The sequence below is a fragment of the Flavobacterium sp. XGLA_31 genome (assembly GCF_051547105.1).
Classification (GTDB): domain Bacteria; phylum Bacteroidota; class Bacteroidia; order Flavobacteriales; family Flavobacteriaceae; genus Flavobacterium.
Genome location: NZ_JBPTTM010000001.1, coordinates 78425 through 99569, shown reverse-complemented (window position 1 = coordinate 99569; position 21145 = coordinate 78425). Strand labels below are relative to the sequence as shown.

Here is a 21145-nt window from a genome sequence, read left to right as displayed (position 1 = left end):
TAGACCAAAACTAATTAATGAATGTTATAATTCAATTTATGAAAAGAAATTATAAAATACTGCTGGTAATTATAGCTTTATCAGTAGGGCTGTGGAGTTTTATGCCTAAACAAGGTGCCTCAAAGGATCCTGAAAAGGATAAATTACTTTTAGAGTTGTTGACTTTTGTCATAGAAAAAGGACATTACAATCCGGCTGCTATTGATGATACATTCTCCAAAGGGGTTTACAAAGACTATTTGAATGCTTTGGATCCTTCCAAACGTTTCTTTCTGCAATCGGATATTGATGAGTTTGTCAAATATGAAACACAATTGGATGATCAAATCAAAAATAAAGATTTAACGTTCTTTGATTTGACTTATAATCGTTTAATGCAACGTATGGAAGAAAGCAAAAGCTATTATAAAGAGGCTTTAGCTACTCCGTTTGATTATAAAAAAGACGAGTCGTTCAATACCGATTACGAAAAAATGCCGTTTGCCAAAAGCACAGCAGAGTTGAAGGAAAGATGGCGCCTGCAAGTAAAATTGTCTGCCTTGTCTTCATTAGTAGAAAAGCAAAAGCTACAAGAAGATTTAGCCAAAGATGCCAAGAAAACCATAGAAGAAAAGTTAGCGGATTATCGTAAAGATTCCAGCGAAGAGATAACTCCTGAGATGGAGAAAAAATTTCGTGAAGATGATGCTAAAAAGAAGAATGAGAAGCCAAAAACTTACGAACAGTTAGAAAAAGAAACTCGAGAAGCAACATTGAGCTCTTTGAATGATAACTTCAGTTTTATCAAAGATTTAGACCGCGAAGATTGGTTTTCGATTTACGTAAATGCAATCGCTTCCCGTTTTGACCCACATACCTCTTATTTTGGACCAAGCGAAAAAGAAAAATTTGATGTGAGCATGAGCGGAAAGTTGGAAGGGATAGGAGCTCGTCTACAAAAGAAAGGTGATTTTACTGAAATTTCAGAATTGATTTCAGGTGGGCCGGCTTGGAGAGGAAAACAATTAGAATCAGGAGATGTTATTTTGAAAGTAGCTCAAAAAGATGCAGAACCGGTTGATGTCGTTGGGATGCGTTTGGATGATGTGGTTAAAAAAATAAAAGGACCTAAAGGTACTGAAGTACGTTTGACAGTTAAGAAACAAGACGGAACCATCAAAGTAATTACGATTGTTCGTGATGAAGTGGAAATTGAAGAGACCTATGTGAAATCGAGCATAGTTGAAAAAGATGGTTTCAAATACGGTGTGATTTATTTGCCTAAATTCTACATTGATTTTGAAGATCAAAATAGCCGTGATGCCGGGAAAGATGTTGCACAGGAAGTAGAAAGATTGAAAGCAGCCGGTGTTCAGGGAATCGTGATGGATGTGCGTGATAACGGAGGCGGCTCTTTGAAAACGGTGGTTGATATTGCCGGGTTGTTTATTGATCAAGGCCCGATTGTACAAATCAAATCAGCAGCCGGTAAAAAAGAAGTGCTTTATGATAAAGATCCTAAAGTACAATGGGACGGACCGCTGGTGGTTATGATTAATGAGTTTTCTGCTTCGGCTTCCGAAATTTTGGCGGCTGCAATTCAAGATTACAAACGCGGAGTCATTATTGGTAGTAAACAATCGTATGGTAAAGGAACCGTACAAAATGTGATTGATTTAAATCAGTTTGTTCGAGGAAGTACGTACGGTGATTTAGGAGCCTTAAAAACCACTACACAAAAATTCTACCGAATTAATGGTGGCTCAACACAATTGGAAGGCGTGAAAAGTGATATTGCAATCCCAGACCGTTATTCTTATTTGAAAATGGGCGAAAGAGATATTGACAATGCTATGCCATGGGACAAAATTGATCCGGCGGATTATCACATTTGGAACAAACAAAACAATTTTGATTTGGCTATTGCCAAAAGCCGTGAGAGAATGGCAGCAAACGCACAAATGAAATTGATTGATGAAAATGCGAAGTGGTTAGACGAGCGCAACAAAGAAAATGTGTACAGTCTTAATATTGATAAGTTCAAAGCGGAGCAAAAAGCATTAGAAGATAAAAGTAAAAAATACAAATCGTTAGCAGATTATAAAAATTCATTTGTATTCAATTCTTTGCCTTATGAAGTCGATGCAACCAAAAAAGATCCAGTGCTCAAAGAAAAAAGGGATCGTTGGCATGAAAGTTTGGCCAAAGATATTTACATAGAAGAAGCCATCCACATTCTAAATGATTTGCAATCAGAAAATAATAAAGGATTGACCAGCAAAGTAAAAAAAGATAAATTGGTTAAATCATAATCACATTGATACTGAACAAAAAAGCCACCTGTTAAGGTGGCTTTTTTTATGTCATACTTTAAAAGTAATTGTTCAGATGGATTTTCTCGGTAATAACTTAAAATTACCACTCATTCACTTTGTTAGCATCCATTTTCAAGAAGATAAACAACAAAATGGTAAAGCCCCAAAGCCCAGAGCCTCCGTAAGAGAAAAACGGTAACGGCACACCGATAGTCGGAAAAATACCGGCCACCATGGCAATATTTACAAAGAAGTGAATGAATAAAATACTGGCCACACAATAGCCGTAAACCCTACTGAACTTGGTCTTTTGTCGCTCGGCTAAATAGATAATCCGCATGATGAGACAAAGGAAAAGTGCAATAACAAATAAAGAGCCCACGAATCCCCATTCTTCACCAACGGTGGTAAATATATAATCGGTATGTTGTTCCGGAACGAATCCACCTTTAGTTTGGGTGCCTTCGAGATACCCTTTGCCAAACCAGCCTCCGGAACCAATAGCGATTTCAGACTGATTGGTGTTGTATCCAATTCCTTTCATGTCAACTTCTTTTCCCAATAAGATATTGAAACGATCCCGATGATGCTGTTTGAAAACATTTTCAAAAACATAATCTACCGAAAACACAAACCCACCAATAAGAACAAAAATGATGGCACTTAAAATCCAGTTTCGATTGATGATCCGACTTCTGTAGTAAATAAAAATAATCACTGCCAAGGCAATACCCGTCAGGACTAAAGGCTTTATGATCAGCGCTAAAACAAAGAGCACTAAAGCAATAAACCCAGTCCAAACATACCAAGACGGCAGTCCTTCTCGGTATAAGACTAAGATAAAAACACTGTAAATTAAGGCACTCCCGGGGTCATGCGGTATAATTAATAAAATAGGTAATCCAAGAATTCCAAGCGCCTGAATTTGCCTATTGGTATCTTTTAAATTCACTTGTACATCACTCAGGTATTTGGCTAATGCCAGAGCTGTGGAGGCCTTCACGAACTCTGAAGGCTGCAATCCGAAGGAGCCGAATGAATACCAGTTGGCCTGTCCTTTAATCGTTTTACCAAAAACAAAAAGTCCGGCTAAGGAAAGTAATCCAATGACGTATATCACACTGGAGAACTTTTCATAAAATTTTCCATCAACCGATAATACGACAAATATTAAAGGAACAGAAAGAATGATAAACATAAATTGCTTTCCGTAAATCTGTGTGAAATCAAAAATCGATGTCTCTTCAGGAATTGAAGACAGGGAAGAGGAATAAATGTTGAGCCAACCTAATATTACTAGGGTAATATAGATGGCGACACTTATCCAGTCTAAATTATTGGTTACACTTTGATTTTTCATCCTGTACAGAAATTATGGTTTTGGAGCTGTACTCTTTTTAACACTGCTGGTATCCTTGATTGTAACTTTTTCCGGTTCGGCTACTTTGGTGTTGATTAATGTATCTTTTATTGGCTTCGCAATAAAACGGTTGTATTCCGGTTGTAAATCCTTGGCCAGGATACGTGTTTCTAAATCCTTGCGCGTAATTTTTCGTTTCACATATTTTTCAATCATCAAACTCGCAATCGGACCCGCGATGGTCGCTCCGAATCCTCCGTTTTCTACAAGAATAGCGATAGCTATTTTCGGGTCGTCTTTAGGAGCAAAAGCGACAAAAATGGAGTGGTCTTTTAACTGAACTCGTTTGCCGTCAACTTTTGCAAAGTTCTCGGCGGTTCCTGTTTTACCACAAATGTCAATTCCTTCCACATTTAATCCGTGAGCAGTTCCAAAGTTATACACATCAAATAAACCACTAATCATGGTTTCAAAATGTTTTCTGTCAATGGTTGCCGTGTGTTTGGTGGTGAATTTTTTATCGATGGGTTTGCCTTTTATTTTTCGTACAATGTGAGGTGTATAATAATATCCTCTATTGGCTACTGTGGCCATCATATTCGCCAATTGCATTGGTGTCATCAAAACTTCACCCTGACCAATGGCGTTTGAAACAATGGTTTTACTACTCCATCTCCAACCTTTGTATACTTTGTTATACGTTTTGGAGGTTGGGATGTTTCCTTTTCTTCCTGTGGGTAAATCATACCCCATAAACTGACCGAGTCCAAAAGTCTTCAAGTGTTTACTCCACACATCCACTCCAACAGAAGCATCCGAAAACTTATCCAAAGTGCGCATGTACGAAGTAGAGAAAAAGGTATTACACGATTCATAAATCCCGCGGTGCAATTGCATTACACCACCGTGACAGTGACAACGCATAAACCGCCCTGGGGCATAACTGAAGCCGTGATTACAAACTACAGTGGTGTTTTCGTCTATGGCATTTTCCTGCAAAGCAATTAATCCGGTGAGTATTTTAAAAGGTGACCCGGGTGGGTATTGCGCCAAAAGTCCTCTGTCGTATAATGGTTTTGCAATAGAGTCATGATACAACATGGTATAGTTTTTTGAACGTTGTCTTCCCACTAATATCGCAGGGTCATACGAAGGCGCTGTAACCAAAGCCAAAATCTCGCCTGTCTTGGGTTCGATAGCAACGATTCCACCTCGTTTGTTGACCATCAATTCTTCACCGTATTTTTGAAGATCGCCGTCAATAGATAAGGTGATGTCTTTTCCCTGAACCGCAATAGTATCAAACTTACCCTCTTTGTAAGACCCGATTTCCCTGTTGTATTTGTCTTTTTGAATGTATTTTACCCCTTTGATTCCGCGTAAAATATCTTCATAACTTTCTTCTACTCCCTGTTTTCCAATCAAATCACCGCTGTTGTAGTACTTGTTTTTTTCGATGATTTTATCGTTAACCTGAGTGATGAAACCAAAAACATTAGCCCCATAGGCCACCTGATAATCCCGCAAAGCACGCTTTTGAATATAAAACCCGGTGAAATTGCGTTGTACTTCCTGAAATGCGGCGTATTCTTTTTTGTTGAGCTGCGCTAAGAATACTGATGGCAAACGCGGACTGTATACTTTGGCTTTGGCCATTTTGGTCAGGAAGTCTTCTTTGGTGATTTTTAACAACGCACAAAATTCGGTAGTATCTAAATCTTTGACGTCTTTAGGAATCACCATGATGTCATACGAAGGTTGATTTGCCACCAAAAGCTTTCCGTTTCGGTCATAGATATAACCTCTTTCCGGGTAATCGTATTTAATTTTTATTGCATTGTTGTCGGACTTCAATTTCAGGGTGTCGTCAATTACCTGAAGATAAAAAAGACGAATTACCAATAAAATTGTAGCAATGAAAATGATTGTAGGCAACAAAACTTTTCTCATCGTTTACTGGGCTTAATGATGTAAATGATAATTATACAAGTAATGATGGTAAAGAGTGTACTTAATAGGGTTCGAATCAAAATATCCCAAAGGAAACTGATTTTGAATACCTCTAAAATAAACAGGACAAAGTGATGAATCACTACCGAAATCAGGATAAAAGAAAAACGTTCGGGCGTTAAAACATCGTTCAGCTTAACCGTTTGGTATTCATAACTCAAACCGAAAGAGAACTTGAATATGGCAGGACGGTAATAGGCCAATACCACACAAGCAGCGGCGTGAACACCTCCCGAATTCCAAAACATGTCCATTAAAATGCCCAGAAGAAAGCTGGCTGCCAACAATCCGGTTTTGTTTCCGTTTACCGGATACAAAATGATGAATAACACATAGGGAAACGGATTGATAAACCCGAAAAGGTCAATTCGGTTGAAGATCAAAACCTGTGCAGCAAGCAACAGCATGAATCGGGCACTATTTCCAAGCAAGGCACTATTCATCTTTCTTATCCTTATTTTCTAAATTTGAAATTTCTTCAGCGTCTTTGTTCTTGATGATGTATACGTGGCCTAAATTGGTCATATCGTTAAACAATTTGATATCCAAGGTGTAATAGTTCGTCACATTGTCAATGTATACCTTGTCAATCGTACCGATACCGATATTTTCCGGAAAGATGATAGATTCACCACCGGTGACAATTGTATCCCCTTTGCGTACTCCGGCCAAACGTGGTACGTCAATCAATTGCACAAATCCGGTGCTTTTACCGTTCCAAACCAAGGAGCCAAAGTGATTAGACTTTTTGATTTTGGCATTAATTTTTGAGTTTACATTTAGAATGCTGATAACTGTAGCATAATTTTTTGAAGTCTTGTCAACAATACCAATAATACCGGCACTGTTGATTACCCCCATGTTGGGCTTGATTCCCGAAGCCTCTCCGCTGTTGATAGTCAAGTAGTTTTCATGAATGCTATAGGAGTTGTGAATCACTTTTGAGACAATAATATCCGTCTTCTTAACGCCTTTGATGCTGTCAATTTCAGGGAGTTTTGTGGTGTCTTTTAAGTTGAATAACAACGATTTCAAACGGGCATTTTCTTTGGCCAATTCTTCGTTCTGAGCTTTTAAACCAAAATATTCATTGATGTTGTTAATCCTCTCGTAGATGCCGCCGGTAAAGAAATTGGCCGAACTGATGATTTTACTTCTGTGATAGGAATGGGCCTGAATGGTCAGCAGGAACGATATCAGTAAAAGCAGCAAAAACAGTAAGCGATTACTGTTTTTTAGTATAAAATTAAAAATTTGCTGCATTTTTAAACTGTATAATGATTGTTGTAAATATCCGTCGAAATAAAGATAAAAAATAAAAAGTCTTGGCGTCTAATTATTTAATTAAAATACTTCTGAATTTCGGAATATTTTTAAGTGCCATTCCAGTTCCGCGTACTACCGCTCTAAGAGGGTCTTCAGCGATGTAAACCGGTAAGTCGGTTTTTTGAGAAATACGTTTGTCCAAACCTCTCAACATCGAACCTCCTCCTGCAAGATAGATACCGGTATTGTAGATATCCGCTGCTAATTCCGGTGGCGTTTGTGATAAGGTTTCCATGATGGCATCCTCAATACGTTGAATGGATTTATCCAACGCTTTGGCGATTTCCCGGTAGGACACCTCTACTTGTTTTGGTTTTCCGGTCAACAAGTCACGACCTTGTACCGACATATCATCCGGCGGAGTTTCCAAGTCATCAGTAGCGGCTCCGATAGTAATTTTGATTTTCTCTGCAGTACTTTCTCCCACAAATAAATTGTGTTGGGTTCTCATGTAGTACACGATATCGTTGGTGAATACGTCACCGGCAATTTTTACCGACTTGTCACATACAATACCGCCCAAAGCGATAACCGCAATTTCAGTAGTTCCTCCTCCGATATCTACAATCATGTTTCCTTTAGGTTGCATAATATCGATACCAATACCAATAGCAGCAGCCATCGGTTCGTGGATTAAGTAAACTTCTTTTCCGTTTACGCGTTCACAACTTTCTTTTACGGCGCGCATCTCCACTTCAGTAATTCCAGAAGGAATACAAACGACCATTCGCAATGCCGGCGTAAACATTTTTTTCTTTAAAGCCGGTATGCTTTTGATGAACATGCTGATCATTTTCTCAGAAGCATCAAAGTCGGCAATAACCCCGTCTTTCAACGGACGTATGGTTTTGATGTTTTCATGGGTCTTACCTTGCATCATGTTGGCTTCTTTTCCAACGGCGATGATTTTTCCTGATATTCGGTCCCGGGCTACAATCGACGGACTGTCAATGACAACTTTATCATTATGAATTATCAGAGTGTTGGCTGTACCAAGGTCAATTGCAATATCCTCGGTCATGAAATCAAAAAATCCCATAGGTTTATTTAGGGTTTAACGTTTATATATTTTTTTTAACGCACAAAGTTAAACAAATTAATGTTTGAAATGACGCGTGCCTGTAAATACCATAGCAACTTTATTTTCGTTGCAAAAATTAATGCTCAACTCATCTTTAATTGAGCCTCCCGGCTGTATAACTGCCGTAATACCTGCGTTGTGAGCAATCTCAACGCAATCCGGAAACGGGAAAAATGCATCGCTGGCCATTACCGCACCATGCAAGTCAAAGCCAAAAGTGTGGGCTTTTTCAATAGCTTGTTTCAAAGCATCCACACGTGAGGTTTGTCCTGTTCCTGATGCCACTAATGTACTGTTTTTTGCAAATACAATTGTATTTGATTTGGTATTTTTACAAATTTTTGATGCAAATAATAAATCTTCGATTTCCTGTTCGGTTGGAGCGGTGTTGGTTACCACTTTTAAATTCGATTTGGCGTCGGTAACAGTGTTTCTGTCCTGAACCAACAAACCATTCAAACAGGTTCTTACCTGACGGTTCGGAAGTGGCACATCGTGCTGTACTAAAATAATTCTGTTTTTCTTTTCCGACAGGATGGCGATGGCCTCTTCGTCAAAGCTTGGCGCAATCACCACTTCACAGAACAAGCTGTTGATTTCGGTTGCTGTGGCGGTGTCAATGGTGCCGTTAGCAATTAAAACCCCTCCAAAAGCTGAGGTAGGATCACCGGCCAAAGCGGCCAAGTACGCCTCTTTCATGGTGTTTCTGGTGGCCAATCCGCACGCGTTGTTGTGCTTTAAGATGGCAAATGTGGGTGCGTTGTTTTTGAATTCCAAAATCAAATTCACCGCAGCGTCCACGTCTAACAGGTTGTTGTAGGACAGCTCTTTGCCGTGTAATTTGGTAAACATTTGTTCAAACTCCCCAAAGAAGAAGCCTTTTTGGTGCGGGTTTTCGCCGTAGCGCAACACTTGCCCTTTATCCGTGCTAACTTTGAAAATGGTTTCGTCAGTGTTGAAATAGTTAAAGATGGCGGTGTCATAATTGGAGGATACATGAAAGGCTTTGGCGGCCATCATTTTTCTTTGTTCCAATGTGGTAGCGCCGTTTTGTGTTGTAATCAAGTCCAACAAAAGCGCATATTCATTTACCGAAGCCACTATGACGGTGTCCTTGAAATTTTTTGCGGCCGCTCTGATTAGAGAAATTCCGCCTATGTCAATTTTTTCGATAATGTCTGCTTCACTCGCTCCTGAAGCCACTGTTTTTTCAAACGGATACAAATCAACAATCACCAAGTCAATCTGAGGAATGTCGAATTCCTTCATTTGGGCCACATCGGACGAATTGTCCTGACGGTTTAAGATGCCACCGAAAATTTTCGGGTGTAATGTTTTTACCCTTCCGCCGAGAATTTCAGGAAATGACGTGATTTCTTCCACCGGAACCACCGGAATTCCCAAGTTGTTGATGAATTCCTCAGTACCACCGGTAGAGTAGATAGTAACGTTTTGTTCGTGCAGTTGGCGAACAATTGGCTCCAAACCGTCTTTGGAAAAGACAGAAATCAACGCCGATTGAATTGTTTTTGTAGTTGTCATGTTGTGTGTGTTTTGTCTACCGTTCGGTAGTTAGTTTTAAGGCCACAAAAGTAGTTTTTTTGAATCCAAAATTCAAGCAAGTAGTGTAACAATATTTTATTTTCTGACACCAATAAAACAATCTGTAAAATAGTGGTGTTTTTCATTATTTTTATGGAAAATTAACCACACCATAAATCAACCTGCATGCTACTCTACTTAAGACTGCTGAAAGAAAGTTTTGCTTTTGCCATGAATGCCCTGCGCAACAACAAATTGCGGACGATGCTTTCTCTCTTGGGTGTAACCATTGGTATTTTTTCTATCATTGCGGTGTTGGCAGCGGTAGATTCCCTCGACCAAAAGATTCAAAAAGACTTAAGTACCTTAGATAAAAACACCATCTACTTAACCAGTCAATCCTTCGGACCCACCGAAGTGCCGCGTTGGAAGCGGGAACAGTTTCCCAATGTCACCTTTGAAGAATACCAGTATCTCAAGACTTCGTTGAGTCATGTGGAGAATTCCTGTTTTCAGTATTTTACGTCGAGTCAAACCATTACCCATGAGTCTAAAACATCCGACAATGTGAACATGGTAGCCGTTACTTCAGAGTTTGTAGATGTGCAGCGTATGGAGTTTTCGGAAGGACGTTTCTTCAACGAGTCGGAATCGTATTCCGGGAAACAAGTGGTGGTCTTAGGTTATGATATTGCTAAAAATTTATTTGATGAAGTCGACCCTATCGGCAAAACCGTTCGCATGTACGGACAGCGTTTTGTGGTGATTGGCGTGACCAAGAAAAAAGGAAATTCCGGTATTGATATTGGGGGAGGGGATGATACTTCTGCCTTTTTCCCGTCGACTTTCCTCCGAAGAATTTATGGCGATAATAACCCGCAGGTGTTGCCTGTTATTGTCATAAAACCTGAGAAAGGGACGGATATAGCCGCTCTTAAAGGAGATATTGCTCAAAAGCTCCGCAACTTCAGAGGGGTGAAGCAGGGCGATATCGACAATTTTTTTATCAATATTCTTTCCGGTCTTACGGACATGATTGACAAATTATTGGGCAGTGTTCGCGGCGGCGGAATTATCATCAGTTGTTTCTCCTTTTTGGTGGGCGGTTTCGGTATTGCCAACATTATGTTTGTTTCGGTAAAAGAGCGCACCAACCTTATCGGAATTCAAAAATCACTGGGCGCCAAAAACCGTTTCATCCTGTTGCAGTTTCTTTTTGAGGCTATTATCCTTTGTTTGATAGGCGGTCTAATCGGTTTGGTCATCGTTTGGTTGCTCGCCATGTTACTCACCAATGTCCTCGAATTTGAATTTGTACTCAGCTTGGGGAACATCATCATCGGTACCGGTTTGTCTATCGTTGTGGGACTCATTTCCGGTATCCTTCCTGCTATTTCCGCTTCCCGTTTAGACCCGGTAGAGGCCATTCGCAGCGGGATGTAATTACCGGCTACCCCAATCTCTTGGGGAAGTATTGCTACGCATAAGCTCTTTTTTAATAATTGCCGCCCATGGTTCTGTTTGCGGCTCAGGAAGTTGTTTGCAATTCCAACGGAGGAGCATCCGGACTCTTCAGCAGGACTTTGTGAAGTTACCGCGGTAACTGCTCTAATTTACCGCGGTAACTTGTTTGATTTACCGCGGTAAAATGTCAGACCGGTCCTTACGACTTTTACAAAAGCTCTTGTTCGTATGACCCTCTTATCCTAATAAAAAAACACAAAGCGAGAGCTTTGTGTTTTACTTTATATTGATGTTCTTTTGAAAAGAGCAGACTATCGGATTTCCTGATTCAAAATCAAATCGATGTATAAGTTGATTTTGTTCTTTAATTCTTTACGGTGAGCAATGAAATCAAGGAAACCATGATCCAGTACAAACTCTGCGGTTTGGAATCCTTCCGGTAAATCTTTTCCGGTGGTATCACGCACTACACGTGGTCCGGCAAAGCCGATTAACGCTCCGGGCTCCGAAATATTGATGTCGCCCAACATGGCATAAGAAGCGGTAGTCCCTCCTGTTGTAGGGTCAGTACACAATGAGATGTACGGAACTTTAGCTTCAGCCAACTGGGCTAACTTAGCCGAAGTTTTCGCCAACTGCATCAAGGAGTAAGCGGCTTCCATCATACGTGCGCCACCACTTTTGGAAATCATGACAAAAGGGGTTTTGTTTTTGATGGCATAATCAATCCCGCGGGCAATTTTTTCACCCACAACAGCTCCCATAGAACCGCCGATAAAAGCAAAGTCCATACAACAAACGACCAAGTCTTTTCCTTTGGATTTCCCCACACCGGTTCGTACCGCATCTTTCAATCCGGTTTTGTCGATGGCGTCTTTTAAACGGTCAGAGTATTTTTTGGTATCCACAAAATGTAAAGGGTCTTTGGCAGTCATATTGGCGTCCAATTCTTTGAATTCATTGTTGTCAAACAAGATTTCGAAGTATTCTTTACTTCCGATTCTCACGTGAAAATCATCCTCAGGGCTTACCCAAAGGTTGCGGGCCAATTCGTCCTGATCAATAATTTTTCCGGTAGGCGACTTGTACCAAAGTCCTTTTGGTACGTCTTTTTTATCTTCGGTTGCGGTGGTAATCCCTTTTTCTGTTCTTTTAAACCAAGCCATAGTTAATTGTGAATTATAGTATAAATCAGGAATCAGGAGTGTAGTCCGTAATTCGCAATTTGTAATTTGAAATTTATAATGTGTTTACATTGTTTAAATCAGCAAATGCCTGCTCTAATCTTTTGTTGAAGGTCATTTCTCCTTCACGCACCCATTTTCTTGGGTCATAGTGCTTTTTGTTAGGAGCATCCGGCCCTTCAGGGTTTCCGATTTGTGTTTTCAGGTATTCGATATTGTTGGTGATGTAGTCGCGGATGCCTTCAGTGAATGCAAATTGCAAGTCGGTGTCAATATTCATTTTAATCACACCGTATGAAATAGCTTCTCTGATTTCTTCCAAAGTAGAACCCGAACCGCCATGGAAAACGAAGTCTACCGGATTGTGACCGGTATTGAATTTGTTTTGCACGTACTCCTGAGAGTTTTTCAAAATTTTCGGAGTCAGCTTCACATTCCCCGGTTTGTATACCCCGTGTACATTTCCAAAAGAAGCGGCGATGGTGAATCGAGGCGATACTTTTGATAACTCTTCATAGGCATACGCTACTTCAGAAGGTTGGGTGTATAATTTTGAGCTGTCTACATCAGAGTTGTCAACACCGTCTTCTTCTCCTCCGGTAATACCCAGTTCTATTTCTAAAGTCATTCCCATTTTACTCATACGAGCCAAATAAGTTTTGCAAATTTCAATGTTTTCTTCAATAGGCTCTTCAGACAAATCAATCATGTGTGAAGAGTAAAGCGGTTTTCCGGTTTCGGCAAAATGTTTTTCAGAAGCATCAAGCAAACCGTCAATCCAAGGCAACAATTTTTTAGCACAATGGTCCGTATGCAGGATAACCGTAGCACCATAAGCTTCGGCCAAAGTATGGATGTGCTTGGCTCCGGCAACAGCTCCGGCAATGGCTGATTTTTCACCGGCATTGGAAAGTCCCTTTCCGGCATTAAACTGAGCCCCTCCATTAGAGAATTGAATAATCACGGGCGCATTGAGTTTGGCCGCGGTTTCCAAAACCCCGTTGATAGTGCTTGAACCAATTACGTTGACGGCCGGAAGTGCAAATCTTTTTTCTTTAGCATAAGCAAAAATTGCCTGAACCTCGTCTCCGGTTGCTACTCCTGGTTTGATATTGTGAGCCATTGTCTTGTGTTGTTTTTATGTTGAGGGTACAAAAATAATAATTTCTGATTTTAGAAAGGATAATTTATTCCAATATTTAGGACCGATTTGTCAAAGCGCATTTCGCGGAACCATTTCTCATTATCTATAATAGCCGGATTGTAGGTTTTGAAGCCCATATCCAGACGAAGGATGAAGAAACTAAAGTCGTATCGGAACCCGAAGCCGGTACCCAAAGCCATGTTTTCAAGCGATTTTATGCCGCTGAACACAGCGTTTTCAGTAGTTACATTGTCGAGCACGTTCCAGATGTTTCCGCCATCGGCAAATAGGGCTCCGTTCAGTTTTTGGAAAATATTAAAACGCAATTCGGTACTGAGGGTCAGTTTCATATTGGCATCGTTGAAATCCAGGAAACTTCCGCTGCTGCCGGGACCTAAACTATAGGACTGCCAGGCTCTGATGTCATTGGATCCTCCTGCAAAATAACTTCGGGAAAACGGCACACTGGTGGAGTTTCCGTAAGGAATAGCCATACCGAAAAAGGCACGGGCAGCCAAAACTTTTTTACGTCTTAAATCCCAATGTTTGATGTATTCAAATTCGCCTTTGACATATTGTGAAAACTCTACATCAAAAATGGTATTGGCTCCGTTTTGATTTTTCAGCTGTTTGGCGGCGCGTGCAAAAGCCGACAATACGTTCCCGGCCGATTCGAATTTGGTTTTAATGGCGTAAAAATCATTGTCGAATAAATCTTTTTGGGAGGTTTTGGTATAGGACAAACTCGAAGCAAAAATCAGATTGTTTTCGGTGAGTCGGGTCTTTCTTTCCACGATACTCAAAATAGATTTCGCGTCGGTGAGACTGACCGGAGTGGTTTGATTGGCCACATCAGTTATAAACCCGTTAACACCGTCTTCAATGATAAGATTTCCGTTGGTGTCAAAATAGGTCGGGTTAACCGGATAACCTTGGGCAATGTTATTAATGGTGTTGTAGGACGATTTATAGATGTTGTAATAATTGCCCGGGTTCAGGTTTTTAACAAACTGGATGTTGAACAGTTCAAACTTGAAATTCCTGCCTTTTTTGGGAGTCCAGTTGTAGGTTAAGGAACAGGTGAAGTTTTGTTTGTCCAATCCGATGTTGGTCTGTTTGGAATACCCAACGCTGAGTTTGGTAAACGGAATCATCGTTTTCGGGATGATTTTGTCGGTTTTGAAAGGCAAAAACAACCTTGGAAAATTCAGGTTGGCATCGACTCCGATTTCAGAAATATTAAAGAAATTATTGTTGGGATTGGCCAAATCTTTGGAAGAGCCAATGTTGCCGCGGAAACCCACGTCAAAGGTTTCGGCACCATTAAATACGTTGCGGATGGCCAACAGTACATTTCCTGAAATCCCGAAATCCTGAATGTTGGAGTGTAAAAAATCGGTAGAAGAACCAAAAGTGTATTTTTTTCTCGGCGGCAGGTAAATATTGGCAATCAAACCGTTGGGCTGGTTTTTGTCTTCAACATACTGAATTAAAGGGTAGTTGAATACTTTCAGATTACTCAGGTATTTCGAAGTGAGCGCATTTTTATAATCTGCATAGTAATTGCCTTTGGTTACAAAAACACCATCAGTGATAGCTTTAGGACGGTATTTAATCTTGTTTACCCCATACAGAGTAAAGTCTTTGTAGGTGATACTATCGGTGATTTTAGCATTCGGTTCACTGGGATTGTGGTCGGTAAATATATTTACCTTACTGATTTTATATAACTCAAAAGGCGCTGAAATTAAGCTGTCTTCTGTTCGTATAGACTCGTTTTCTATGAGCAATTGAATATTGACCTTGTGGGTTTTCCCAATGGTGTCCAGATTGTAATTTACATAGTTTTGCTGAAAACGATAAGCTCCGTTATTTCTGAAATCTTCTGTGATTCGGGCTTTTTCTTCATCGAACTTTGCCTTGTTGAATTGCTGCCCCGATTTTATCAGGGAGTTGGGTTTCTTGAGTTGGTAAATAGAATCCAACGGATGACTCGAAATGGAAGAGCTCAAAGTATCTAAGACGTAGGGGGTTCCGTTTGCAATGTTGTATTTCAGTTTTATTTTTTTGGGACCTATACTGTCTATGGTATAGCCGGTGGTGACATCAAAGTAGCCTTTGTTGAAATAGTAAGATTTCAAACGACGCAACGATTTTTTGGTGCTTGCGGTATCCAAAATAACCGGTGCTTCCCCTGTTTTTCTCAGAAAATTATCAAAACCCGAATAAAGGAATGACTCGCCCAGGCGTTTGACTTGTTTTTTAGACAGCCATTTGGCTTTCCAATAATAGCGTTTCGGATGCTTAATCATTTTAGCTTTGAAGAGCGAATCGGATTTGGGTTTTGCCAGATTGTACAGATTCAATCGCAGGTGGTATCCTAAAATCGAAGAGTTTTGCTTTTGGTACAACTGATTGTAAACGTCTTCAAGGTTGTTTTTTTTCTCGTCAACATAAATATCGTTTTTGGTTAAGAGTTTTTTCCCGTCGGGAACTCTTTTTGTGGTGTTACAACCAAAGATTATTAGCCCGGTTAGAATAAATAATGATATTTTTGTGAAACTATTTTTCAAGTGGTGCGAAATATTTAATTCAAAAGTACAGTATTTTATGGTTAGTAAAAACCAAATAAAATTAATTACCAGTCTTCAGCATAAAAAATACCGACAAGAGCATCAATTGTTCCTGGCTGAAGGTGTAAAAGTAATACAGGAATTGTTACTATCAAATATTGTGCTGGAACATTTATTCGTTACCGAACCGCTGTTTGAACAAGTTCCCGATTTCCAAAAAACCATGTTGAAAGAAGCGGATATGAAACGAATTTCCGCTTTAAGTTCCCCGAGCTCGTGTTTGGCTATTTTCAAAATTCCCCAAGAAGTCCCGGTCAGTAACCGGGGCTTGATCGTCGCTTTGGACGACATCCGGGATCCGGGCAATCTGGGGACGATTATTCGCCTTTGCGATTGGTTTGGCGTAACCCAACTAATATGTTCCAGAGAAACGGTTGATCTTTACAATCCGAAAGTAGTGCAGGCCACCATGGGGTCCATTACCCGTGTGCAGGTCAATTATCTGGATTTAGTTGATTTTGTAAAACAGAGTGAGTTACCCGTTTTCGGTACTTTTATGGATGGGGCCAATGTGTATGATGAAAAACTGCCGGCAGAGGCTATTTTGGTTTTGGGCAATGAGGCCAACGGAATTTCTCATGGTTTAGAGAAGGTCATCACGCGTCGTATTGCGATTCCTCGTTTTGGTGAAATTCAAAAAACAGAAAGTTTAAACGTAGCCACCGCCACTGCTATTTTTCTGAGTGAATTCAGGCGGAACTAAATGTAGCGAACAGTTAGGGTAGGTTAGTGGAAGGTAAAGTTAATCAAAACAGCACGTGTCTTGAGTGACTGTATGCCTCCGGTCCAAGGGCTGTTAGGGTCTTCATCGCGAATCAATTCGTCTTTAAATCCAAAAACGCCTCGAATGGAAGGGGAGAATTTGAAATATTCAAAATACAAATCAATACCAAAGCCCAATTGATAGTTCTGAGTCCATGGCTTTACTCTGAATTTTTGCTGTAGATTGTCATCTTCCGATTTTGAATTACTGGAAAGATTCAACGTTGTTGAAACACCACCTACCAGATAAGGGCGAACATTCCCGGTTCTTAGGGAGCAAAATTTCAAAAGTAACGGAAAGTCTATGTAGGTAGCTTTTACTTCTCTGATGGCATCTCTATCATTGGTAAATCCCGAGTAAGTCAGCGTTCGGCTGGCATAATATAAGCCCGGTTCAAAGCGTAACTCAACATATTCGTGAAGACGTAAACTGCCCACCAAGCCTACGTTAAATCCGGTGTGTCCCTTTACATCAATGTTGTATCCGGAAACTTTGTAGTCTGTTTTGTAATCAAAAGTACTGAATCCCAAAAAATAACCCCAATACACTCGTTGTTTGTCAAAATTCTCCAGATTGATAATCGGGTCTTTGGTAAACAAGCTTTTGCCCAGTTGAGCCCGCACCTGAAAGGATAGTAAGAGTATTAGAATGAATATTTTTTTCATGGCTTGTCTGAACAATTCCGTTTTTATTTTTTTGTTGCGGTGTAAATGGTAGCCACTCCAAAAGTCTGAGGCATGGCTTTACAGTCTATAAACGAAACTTTTTGTAAAATATTGTTTAAGGCTTCACCAAAAGGGAAATTTGCAGCAGATTCTGAAAGGTAGCCGTAAGCGCTATTGTCTTTAGAGAAAAGTTTACCAACCAAAGGTAAAATGTATTTGGTGTAAAAATGATAACCCTGTTTATAAGGAAACTTAGTTGGGACCGAAGTTTCTAAAATCACAAAAATCCCGCCGGGTTTCAATACCCTGTAAATTTCTGCCAATCCTTTTTCCAAGGTTTCAAAATTTCGAATGCCAAAGGAAACTGTAATGGCATCAAAATGATTGTCAGGATAAGGAATGTTCTCACTGTCACCCACCACCATTTCAATTTTATCATTTAAATTTTTGGTCTCGATTTTCTTCTTACCAACTTCCAGCATCCCTACTGATAAATCCAGCCCAATAATTTTTTTAGCAGAAGTAGTAGTCATCAATATGGCTAAATCACCTGTGCCGGTAGCAATATCAAGTATGGTTTCCGGTTTTTTTTCAGCTACTAACGCCACTACTTTTTTTCGCCATTTGACATCGATTCCCATAGAAATTACTCTATTCAATCCATCATAGTTCCCTGAGATGGTATCGAACATCTGGGTTACTTGTTCTTTCTTTCCCAGAGAAGAGTTTTTATAGGGTGTAATACTTTTAGGCATTGGTTATTTTTCGACAAATATAAACCAATATTTTAATTAGAAGAAACTGGACTAAAATGACTGTTTTTAGAAAAGAAAAACATAATTGTAGTAAAAATACATCGTTTTTTGGTTAAAAATCCCCATTGTTGGGGATTTTTTTCTCATTTAGAATGCCAAACTTTGTAACATCAAAACCAAAGCAATTAGTAATATGAATGCAAGAATAGTAATATCAGAAATAAAATGGATTGGGATTTCCATAATAGTCACTTTCGTTCTTTTATTTCTTTTGAAGGATTCTATCAACTTAATTGGGGGCAATGCAGTTGATTTACATTTATTTATTGGGTTAAATAATTTTTTGGAAATTTTAACATATTTCACCTTTAGCACTTTTGTGGTATTTGGCGTTAAAGGGTTTTATGAAATGTATTCTCATAAAGTTTCCAATGTTATCATGATTGCTTCAGGATTATTCCTGGTACTGATCATCTTCATCCTAAGTTGCCAAATTTTATTGGAAACTTAAAGAGTAATGCATTATTTATTTTGGTTTTGTAAAACACCCGTTAGGGTGTTTTTTTATTTTCGGATGTAGGTTATAAACGTAAAATCAAAAGCATGCTTTTCGTCTTTGGGATGAAATTCTTCAAAAACGGGCTGCCAAACTTTTAAATCAATTTCCGGAAAGAATGTATCCGCTTCAAAATGGTGATGTACGCGTGTGATGTCGACCTTATCTGCTTTGGCAATAGATTGATTGTAAATTTCACCGCCGCCGATAACAAAACATTCTTCGTTTTTCGGACAGGCGGTTAGGGCTTTCTCTAAGGAATTGACCACGATACAACCGTCAGGAGCATAATCTTTTTGACGGGTAATAATTATATGAGTTCTGTTGGGCAAGGGTTTTGGAAAACTCTCAAATGTTTTTCGGCCCATAATAATATAATGTCCTGAAGTCAGATTTTTGAATCGTTTAAAATCATCGGGTAAATGCCAAAGAAGTTGGTTGTCTTTGCCAAGGGCATTATTTTCAGCTACAGCCGCTATTAGTGTAATCATTTCGCTGTAGGGTTTGAATTGTCAATGTTGTTTTTCAATTGTTCTATTTTTTTGGCTTGTTGGAGCATTAGTTTGTCAATCTGTGCCCTTTCCCAATGTTTGTTCATAAAGCTGCTGAAGATAAAGACATTGATAAAATGCAGTAAAAAAAGGAAAATCCAAATGGCAACTGCCCATGTCCACCATGTTCTGTCAGGATAGAAAGACAGCCATTTATTGGTTACAAACAGAAAAAGACTTCCGATAAGCAACACCATAAAGTGAAAATACAATCGCTTTTTTTGTTTGATACGGTCGCGGGCATACTCGTATAATTCGTGTTGATTGTTATCCATAAGACGAAATTTGTGCTTTAAAGGTAAAATTTATTTTTAAAATGATGAAATCGTCTTTTGAGATAATGCAGTAAGAAAACGTTTTCTTGATTACAGATGTGAAAATTAAAGGGGGTTAAAATGTAAATGCTTACTGAAATTGGCCAGCTTTTTAGTAATTCCCTAAAAGTGAAAAGGCCTGTAAAATGTATATAGAAATCACGTTACTTTGTTTCAGTAATCTATAAATGAATTAGTTATGGCTATTAAGAAACAAGTTATAAAAACAAAACCGGTTGTGAAAGTTACTTTTTCAATCGAGGCTAAGGAGGCAACTGCAGTTGCTGTAGTTGGGGATTTTAACAATTGGAATCCGGCTGAAGGGGAATTGTCAAAATTAAAAAACGGAACTTTTAAAGCTGTTTTTGATTTGCCGAAAGACCATTCGTTTGAATTCAAGTACTTAGTGGACGGTTCATATGTGAATGATCCGGAAGCAGACGGGTATGCTTATAACGACTTTGCCGGAGCAGAAAACAGTGTGCTGGCGCTGTAATGTTTGAATGATTTATAAATAAAAATCCGCTCTTGAGCGGATTTTTTTATTTAGTTTTCGGCATTAACTGTAATTGGCAGTGAATATTGGCATCTGACTTTTCTTCCTTTTTGCTCACCGGGAATCCAGTTTTCATAACTGCTCACTACTCGTATGGCTTCTTCATCGAGCCCGTATCCCAATCCTTTGATAATGCTCACCTCAGTAATTTTTCCTTCCTTGTCAATAATAAATTTTAAATACAATTTACCTTTAATTTTATTCCGAATGGCCTTGTTGGTATAGCTAAAATGGTTGCCAATATATTGATAAAAATCTGCTAGTCCTTTTTTGGGCTCGGGTTTTTTCTCTAGGACTTTATAATTAAAGGTAGTTCCCGTTTCATCGGTTAAAACACCATAAACAAAATGTCCGTTTTCATATGATTCATGATAGGTCCCCAATGATTTTTTAGTGCCTTTTCCATACCAATCACCTTCTTTATAACCGTTTTTATAGGCACCGTTTTCGGTATAAGATTCATTTGAAGTTTCGCAGTTGCCATTTCCGTCAATAACTGTCTGGTTTCCTTTTTGATCCCAATAATTACTTATCTTATAATAGTTGTCTGTGCCCAATTTCTCACTGTCATAAAAGCCTTCTTCCTTTAGTTTTCCGTTTTCATGCCATTTCTTAGAAAGTCCTTTTAGCTTTCGCTCCTCATATGAAAAAATGGCCTTTTTATTCCCGTTTTCATAATACAATACTTCTTCGCCAATAGGAAAACCACCGTCTTTTCCGCTTAGTGTTTTTTCAGATTTTAAATTTCCGTTACTGTAATATTCAAGATATTTGTAGGCCGGTTTCTCCAAATTATAATCTTTTACGACTTTCTTGGTGAAGTATTTATCTTCAGTAGCCACATTGCCTAAGGAATCCAGATAGGATATTTTATCTGTAGGCTCCTGGGCAGTGATTTGATTTGAAAAAAGAATAAAGAGAAACAGTATTTTTATTTTCATTAGATG

At 39.2% G+C, this 21145-nt stretch carries 19 protein-coding genes; 5 read left to right on the top strand and 14 right to left on the bottom strand.

Features of this window, described 5'->3' with window-relative positions; genetic code table 11:
- Positions 1-17 precede the first annotated feature (17 nt).
- Positions 18-2291: a carboxy terminal-processing peptidase gene (locus ACSVH6_RS00415; RefSeq protein ID WP_438074475.1), complete on the top strand. Its 2274-nt coding sequence runs from the start codon at positions 18-20 to the stop codon at positions 2289-2291.
- A 103-nt stretch (positions 2292-2394) separates the two neighbouring features.
- Here the strand turns inward: ACSVH6_RS00415 and rodA are convergent, their stop codons facing one another.
- The 6 genes from rodA to purH all read right to left on the bottom strand — a co-directional run bounded on the left by rodA (position 2395) and on the right by purH (position 9613).
- Positions 2395-3654 carry a rod shape-determining protein RodA gene (gene rodA, locus ACSVH6_RS00410; protein WP_438074473.1) on the bottom strand — a complete coding sequence of 420 codons (1260 nt, stop codon included), beginning with the start codon at positions 3652-3654 and terminating at the stop codon, positions 2395-2397.
- Positions 3655-3666: 12 nt separating this feature from the next.
- On the bottom strand, positions 3667-5604 hold the full coding sequence (gene mrdA, locus ACSVH6_RS00405; protein ID WP_438074471.1) for a penicillin-binding protein 2: 1938 nt from the start codon (positions 5602-5604) through the stop codon (positions 3667-3669).
- Positions 5601-6107 carry a rod shape-determining protein MreD gene (locus ACSVH6_RS00400; protein WP_438074469.1) on the bottom strand — a complete coding sequence of 169 codons (507 nt, stop codon included), beginning with the start codon at positions 6105-6107 and terminating at the stop codon, positions 5601-5603. The genes mrdA and ACSVH6_RS00400 overlap by 4 nt, the downstream gene beginning before the upstream one ends.
- Entirely contained in the window at positions 6100-6927 is an 828-nt protein-coding gene (gene mreC, locus ACSVH6_RS00395; RefSeq protein ID WP_438074467.1) for a rod shape-determining protein MreC, read from the bottom strand. The genes ACSVH6_RS00400 and mreC overlap by 8 nt, the downstream gene beginning before the upstream one ends.
- 73 nt (positions 6928-7000) lie before the next feature.
- Entirely contained in the window at positions 7001-8029 is a 1029-nt protein-coding gene (locus tag ACSVH6_RS00390; RefSeq protein WP_121312631.1) for a rod shape-determining protein, read from the bottom strand.
- Positions 8030-8086: 57 nt separating this feature from the next.
- The gene (gene purH / locus ACSVH6_RS00385; RefSeq protein ID WP_438074464.1) at positions 8087-9613 is read right to left on the bottom strand and encodes a bifunctional phosphoribosylaminoimidazolecarboxamide formyltransferase/IMP cyclohydrolase; all 1527 of its coding nucleotides are present in this window, start codon (positions 9611-9613) and stop codon (positions 8087-8089) included.
- 186 nt (positions 9614-9799) lie between these two features.
- On the opposite strand from purH, the gene ACSVH6_RS00380 reads away from it, so the two are divergent.
- Complete coding sequence (locus tag ACSVH6_RS00380; RefSeq protein WP_438074462.1) at positions 9800-11056, top strand: ABC transporter permease; 1257 nt, start codon at positions 9800-9802, stop codon at positions 11054-11056.
- A 332-nt stretch (positions 11057-11388) separates the two neighbouring features.
- On the opposite strand, the gene accD is transcribed toward ACSVH6_RS00380, so the two are convergent.
- From accD to ACSVH6_RS00365, 3 genes are all read right to left on the bottom strand, one after another.
- Positions 11389-12243 (bottom strand): acetyl-CoA carboxylase, carboxyltransferase subunit beta, encoded by an 855-nt coding sequence (gene accD, locus ACSVH6_RS00375; protein ID WP_438074460.1) that lies wholly within the window; start codon positions 12241-12243, stop codon positions 11389-11391.
- Positions 12244-12316: 73 nt separating this feature from the next.
- A complete protein-coding gene (fbaA, locus tag ACSVH6_RS00370; protein WP_438074458.1) occupies positions 12317-13384 on the bottom strand; it encodes a class II fructose-bisphosphate aldolase in 1068 nt (355 codons plus the stop codon).
- 50 nt (positions 13385-13434) lie between these two features.
- On the bottom strand, positions 13435-15978 hold the full coding sequence (locus tag ACSVH6_RS00365) for a BamA/TamA family outer membrane protein (protein ID WP_438074456.1): 2544 nt from the start codon (positions 15976-15978) through the stop codon (positions 13435-13437).
- A gap of 37 nt (positions 15979-16015) precedes the next feature.
- Here ACSVH6_RS00365 and ACSVH6_RS00360 point away from each other — a divergent pair, with 37 nt between their 5' ends.
- Positions 16016-16741: a TrmH family RNA methyltransferase gene (locus ACSVH6_RS00360; protein WP_438074454.1), complete on the top strand. Its 726-nt coding sequence runs from the start codon at positions 16016-16018 to the stop codon at positions 16739-16741.
- A gap of 23 nt (positions 16742-16764) precedes the next feature.
- Here the strand turns inward: ACSVH6_RS00360 and ACSVH6_RS00355 are convergent, their stop codons facing one another.
- Together ACSVH6_RS00355 and ubiE are read right to left on the bottom strand one after the other, a co-directional pair.
- A complete protein-coding gene (locus ACSVH6_RS00355; RefSeq protein ID WP_438074452.1) occupies positions 16765-17466 on the bottom strand; it encodes a porin family protein in 702 nt (233 codons plus the stop codon).
- A 23-nt stretch (positions 17467-17489) separates the two neighbouring features.
- Positions 17490-18221 (bottom strand): bifunctional demethylmenaquinone methyltransferase/2-methoxy-6-polyprenyl-1,4-benzoquinol methylase UbiE, encoded by a 732-nt coding sequence (gene ubiE / locus ACSVH6_RS00350; RefSeq protein WP_438074450.1) that lies wholly within the window; start codon positions 18219-18221, stop codon positions 17490-17492.
- A 343-nt stretch (positions 18222-18564) separates the two neighbouring features.
- Between ubiE and ACSVH6_RS00345 the strand changes: the two genes are divergently transcribed.
- A complete protein-coding gene (locus ACSVH6_RS00345; protein WP_438074448.1) occupies positions 18565-18732 on the top strand; it encodes a hypothetical protein in 168 nt (55 codons plus the stop codon).
- 53 nt (positions 18733-18785) lie between these two features.
- Here the strand turns inward: ACSVH6_RS00345 and ACSVH6_RS00340 are convergent, their stop codons facing one another.
- Together ACSVH6_RS00340 and ACSVH6_RS00335 are read right to left on the bottom strand one after the other, a co-directional pair.
- The gene (locus tag ACSVH6_RS00340) at positions 18786-19268 is read right to left on the bottom strand and encodes a dihydrofolate reductase (RefSeq protein ID WP_438074447.1); all 483 of its coding nucleotides are present in this window, start codon (positions 19266-19268) and stop codon (positions 18786-18788) included.
- Entirely contained in the window at positions 19265-19603 is a 339-nt protein-coding gene (locus ACSVH6_RS00335; protein ID WP_438074445.1) for a 2TM domain-containing protein, read from the bottom strand. The genes ACSVH6_RS00340 and ACSVH6_RS00335 overlap by 4 nt, the downstream gene beginning before the upstream one ends.
- Positions 19604-19841: 238 nt before the next feature.
- Between ACSVH6_RS00335 and ACSVH6_RS00330 the strand changes: the two genes are divergently transcribed.
- Complete coding sequence (locus ACSVH6_RS00330; RefSeq protein WP_438074443.1) at positions 19842-20138, top strand: isoamylase early set domain-containing protein; 297 nt, start codon at positions 19842-19844, stop codon at positions 20136-20138.
- Between the two features lie 50 nt (positions 20139-20188).
- Here ACSVH6_RS00330 and ACSVH6_RS00325 read toward each other — a convergent pair whose 3' ends face one another.
- On the bottom strand, positions 20189-21139 hold the full coding sequence (locus tag ACSVH6_RS00325) for a TonB family protein (protein WP_438074441.1): 951 nt from the start codon (positions 21137-21139) through the stop codon (positions 20189-20191).
- Positions 21140-21145 lie beyond the last annotated feature (6 nt).

What these genes read in the sequence shown, in the direction of transcription:
- ACSVH6_RS00415 (WP_438074475.1), top strand. Translation starts at nt 18, where the DNA reads ATGAATGTTATAATTCAATTTATGAAAAGAAATTATAAAATACTGCTG.
- rodA (WP_438074473.1), bottom strand. Translation starts at nt 3,654, where the DNA reads ATGAAAAATCAAAGTGTAACCAATAATTTAGACTGGATAAGTGTCGCC.
- mrdA (WP_438074471.1), bottom strand. Translation starts at nt 5,604, where the DNA reads ATGAGAAAAGTTTTGTTGCCTACAATCATTTTCATTGCTACAATTTTA.
- ACSVH6_RS00400 (WP_438074469.1), bottom strand. Translation starts at nt 6,107, where the DNA reads ATGAATAGTGCCTTGCTTGGAAATAGTGCCCGATTCATGCTGTTGCTT.
- mreC (WP_438074467.1), bottom strand. Translation starts at nt 6,927, where the DNA reads ATGCAGCAAATTTTTAATTTTATACTAAAAAACAGTAATCGCTTACTG.
- ACSVH6_RS00390 (WP_121312631.1), bottom strand. Translation starts at nt 8,029, where the DNA reads ATGGGATTTTTTGATTTCATGACCGAGGATATTGCAATTGACCTTGGT.
- purH (WP_438074464.1), bottom strand. Translation starts at nt 9,613, where the DNA reads ATGACAACTACAAAAACAATTCAATCGGCGTTGATTTCTGTCTTTTCC.
- ACSVH6_RS00380 (WP_438074462.1), top strand. Translation starts at nt 9,800, where the DNA reads ATGCTACTCTACTTAAGACTGCTGAAAGAAAGTTTTGCTTTTGCCATG.
- accD (WP_438074460.1), bottom strand. Translation starts at nt 12,243, where the DNA reads ATGGCTTGGTTTAAAAGAACAGAAAAAGGGATTACCACCGCAACCGAA.
- fbaA (WP_438074458.1), bottom strand. Translation starts at nt 13,384, where the DNA reads ATGGCTCACAATATCAAACCAGGAGTAGCAACCGGAGACGAGGTTCAG.
- ACSVH6_RS00360 (WP_438074454.1), top strand. Translation starts at nt 16,016, where the DNA reads ATGGTTAGTAAAAACCAAATAAAATTAATTACCAGTCTTCAGCATAAA.
- ACSVH6_RS00355 (WP_438074452.1), bottom strand. Translation starts at nt 17,466, where the DNA reads ATGAAAAAAATATTCATTCTAATACTCTTACTATCCTTTCAGGTGCGG.
- ubiE (WP_438074450.1), bottom strand. Translation starts at nt 18,221, where the DNA reads ATGCCTAAAAGTATTACACCCTATAAAAACTCTTCTCTGGGAAAGAAA.
- ACSVH6_RS00340 (WP_438074447.1), bottom strand. Translation starts at nt 19,268, where the DNA reads ATGATTACACTAATAGCGGCTGTAGCTGAAAATAATGCCCTTGGCAAA.
- ACSVH6_RS00335 (WP_438074445.1), bottom strand. Translation starts at nt 19,603, where the DNA reads ATGGATAACAATCAACACGAATTATACGAGTATGCCCGCGACCGTATC.
- ACSVH6_RS00330 (WP_438074443.1), top strand. Translation starts at nt 19,842, where the DNA reads ATGGCTATTAAGAAACAAGTTATAAAAACAAAACCGGTTGTGAAAGTT.
- ACSVH6_RS00325 (WP_438074441.1), bottom strand. Translation starts at nt 21,139, where the DNA reads ATGAAAATAAAAATACTGTTTCTCTTTATTCTTTTTTCAAATCAAATC.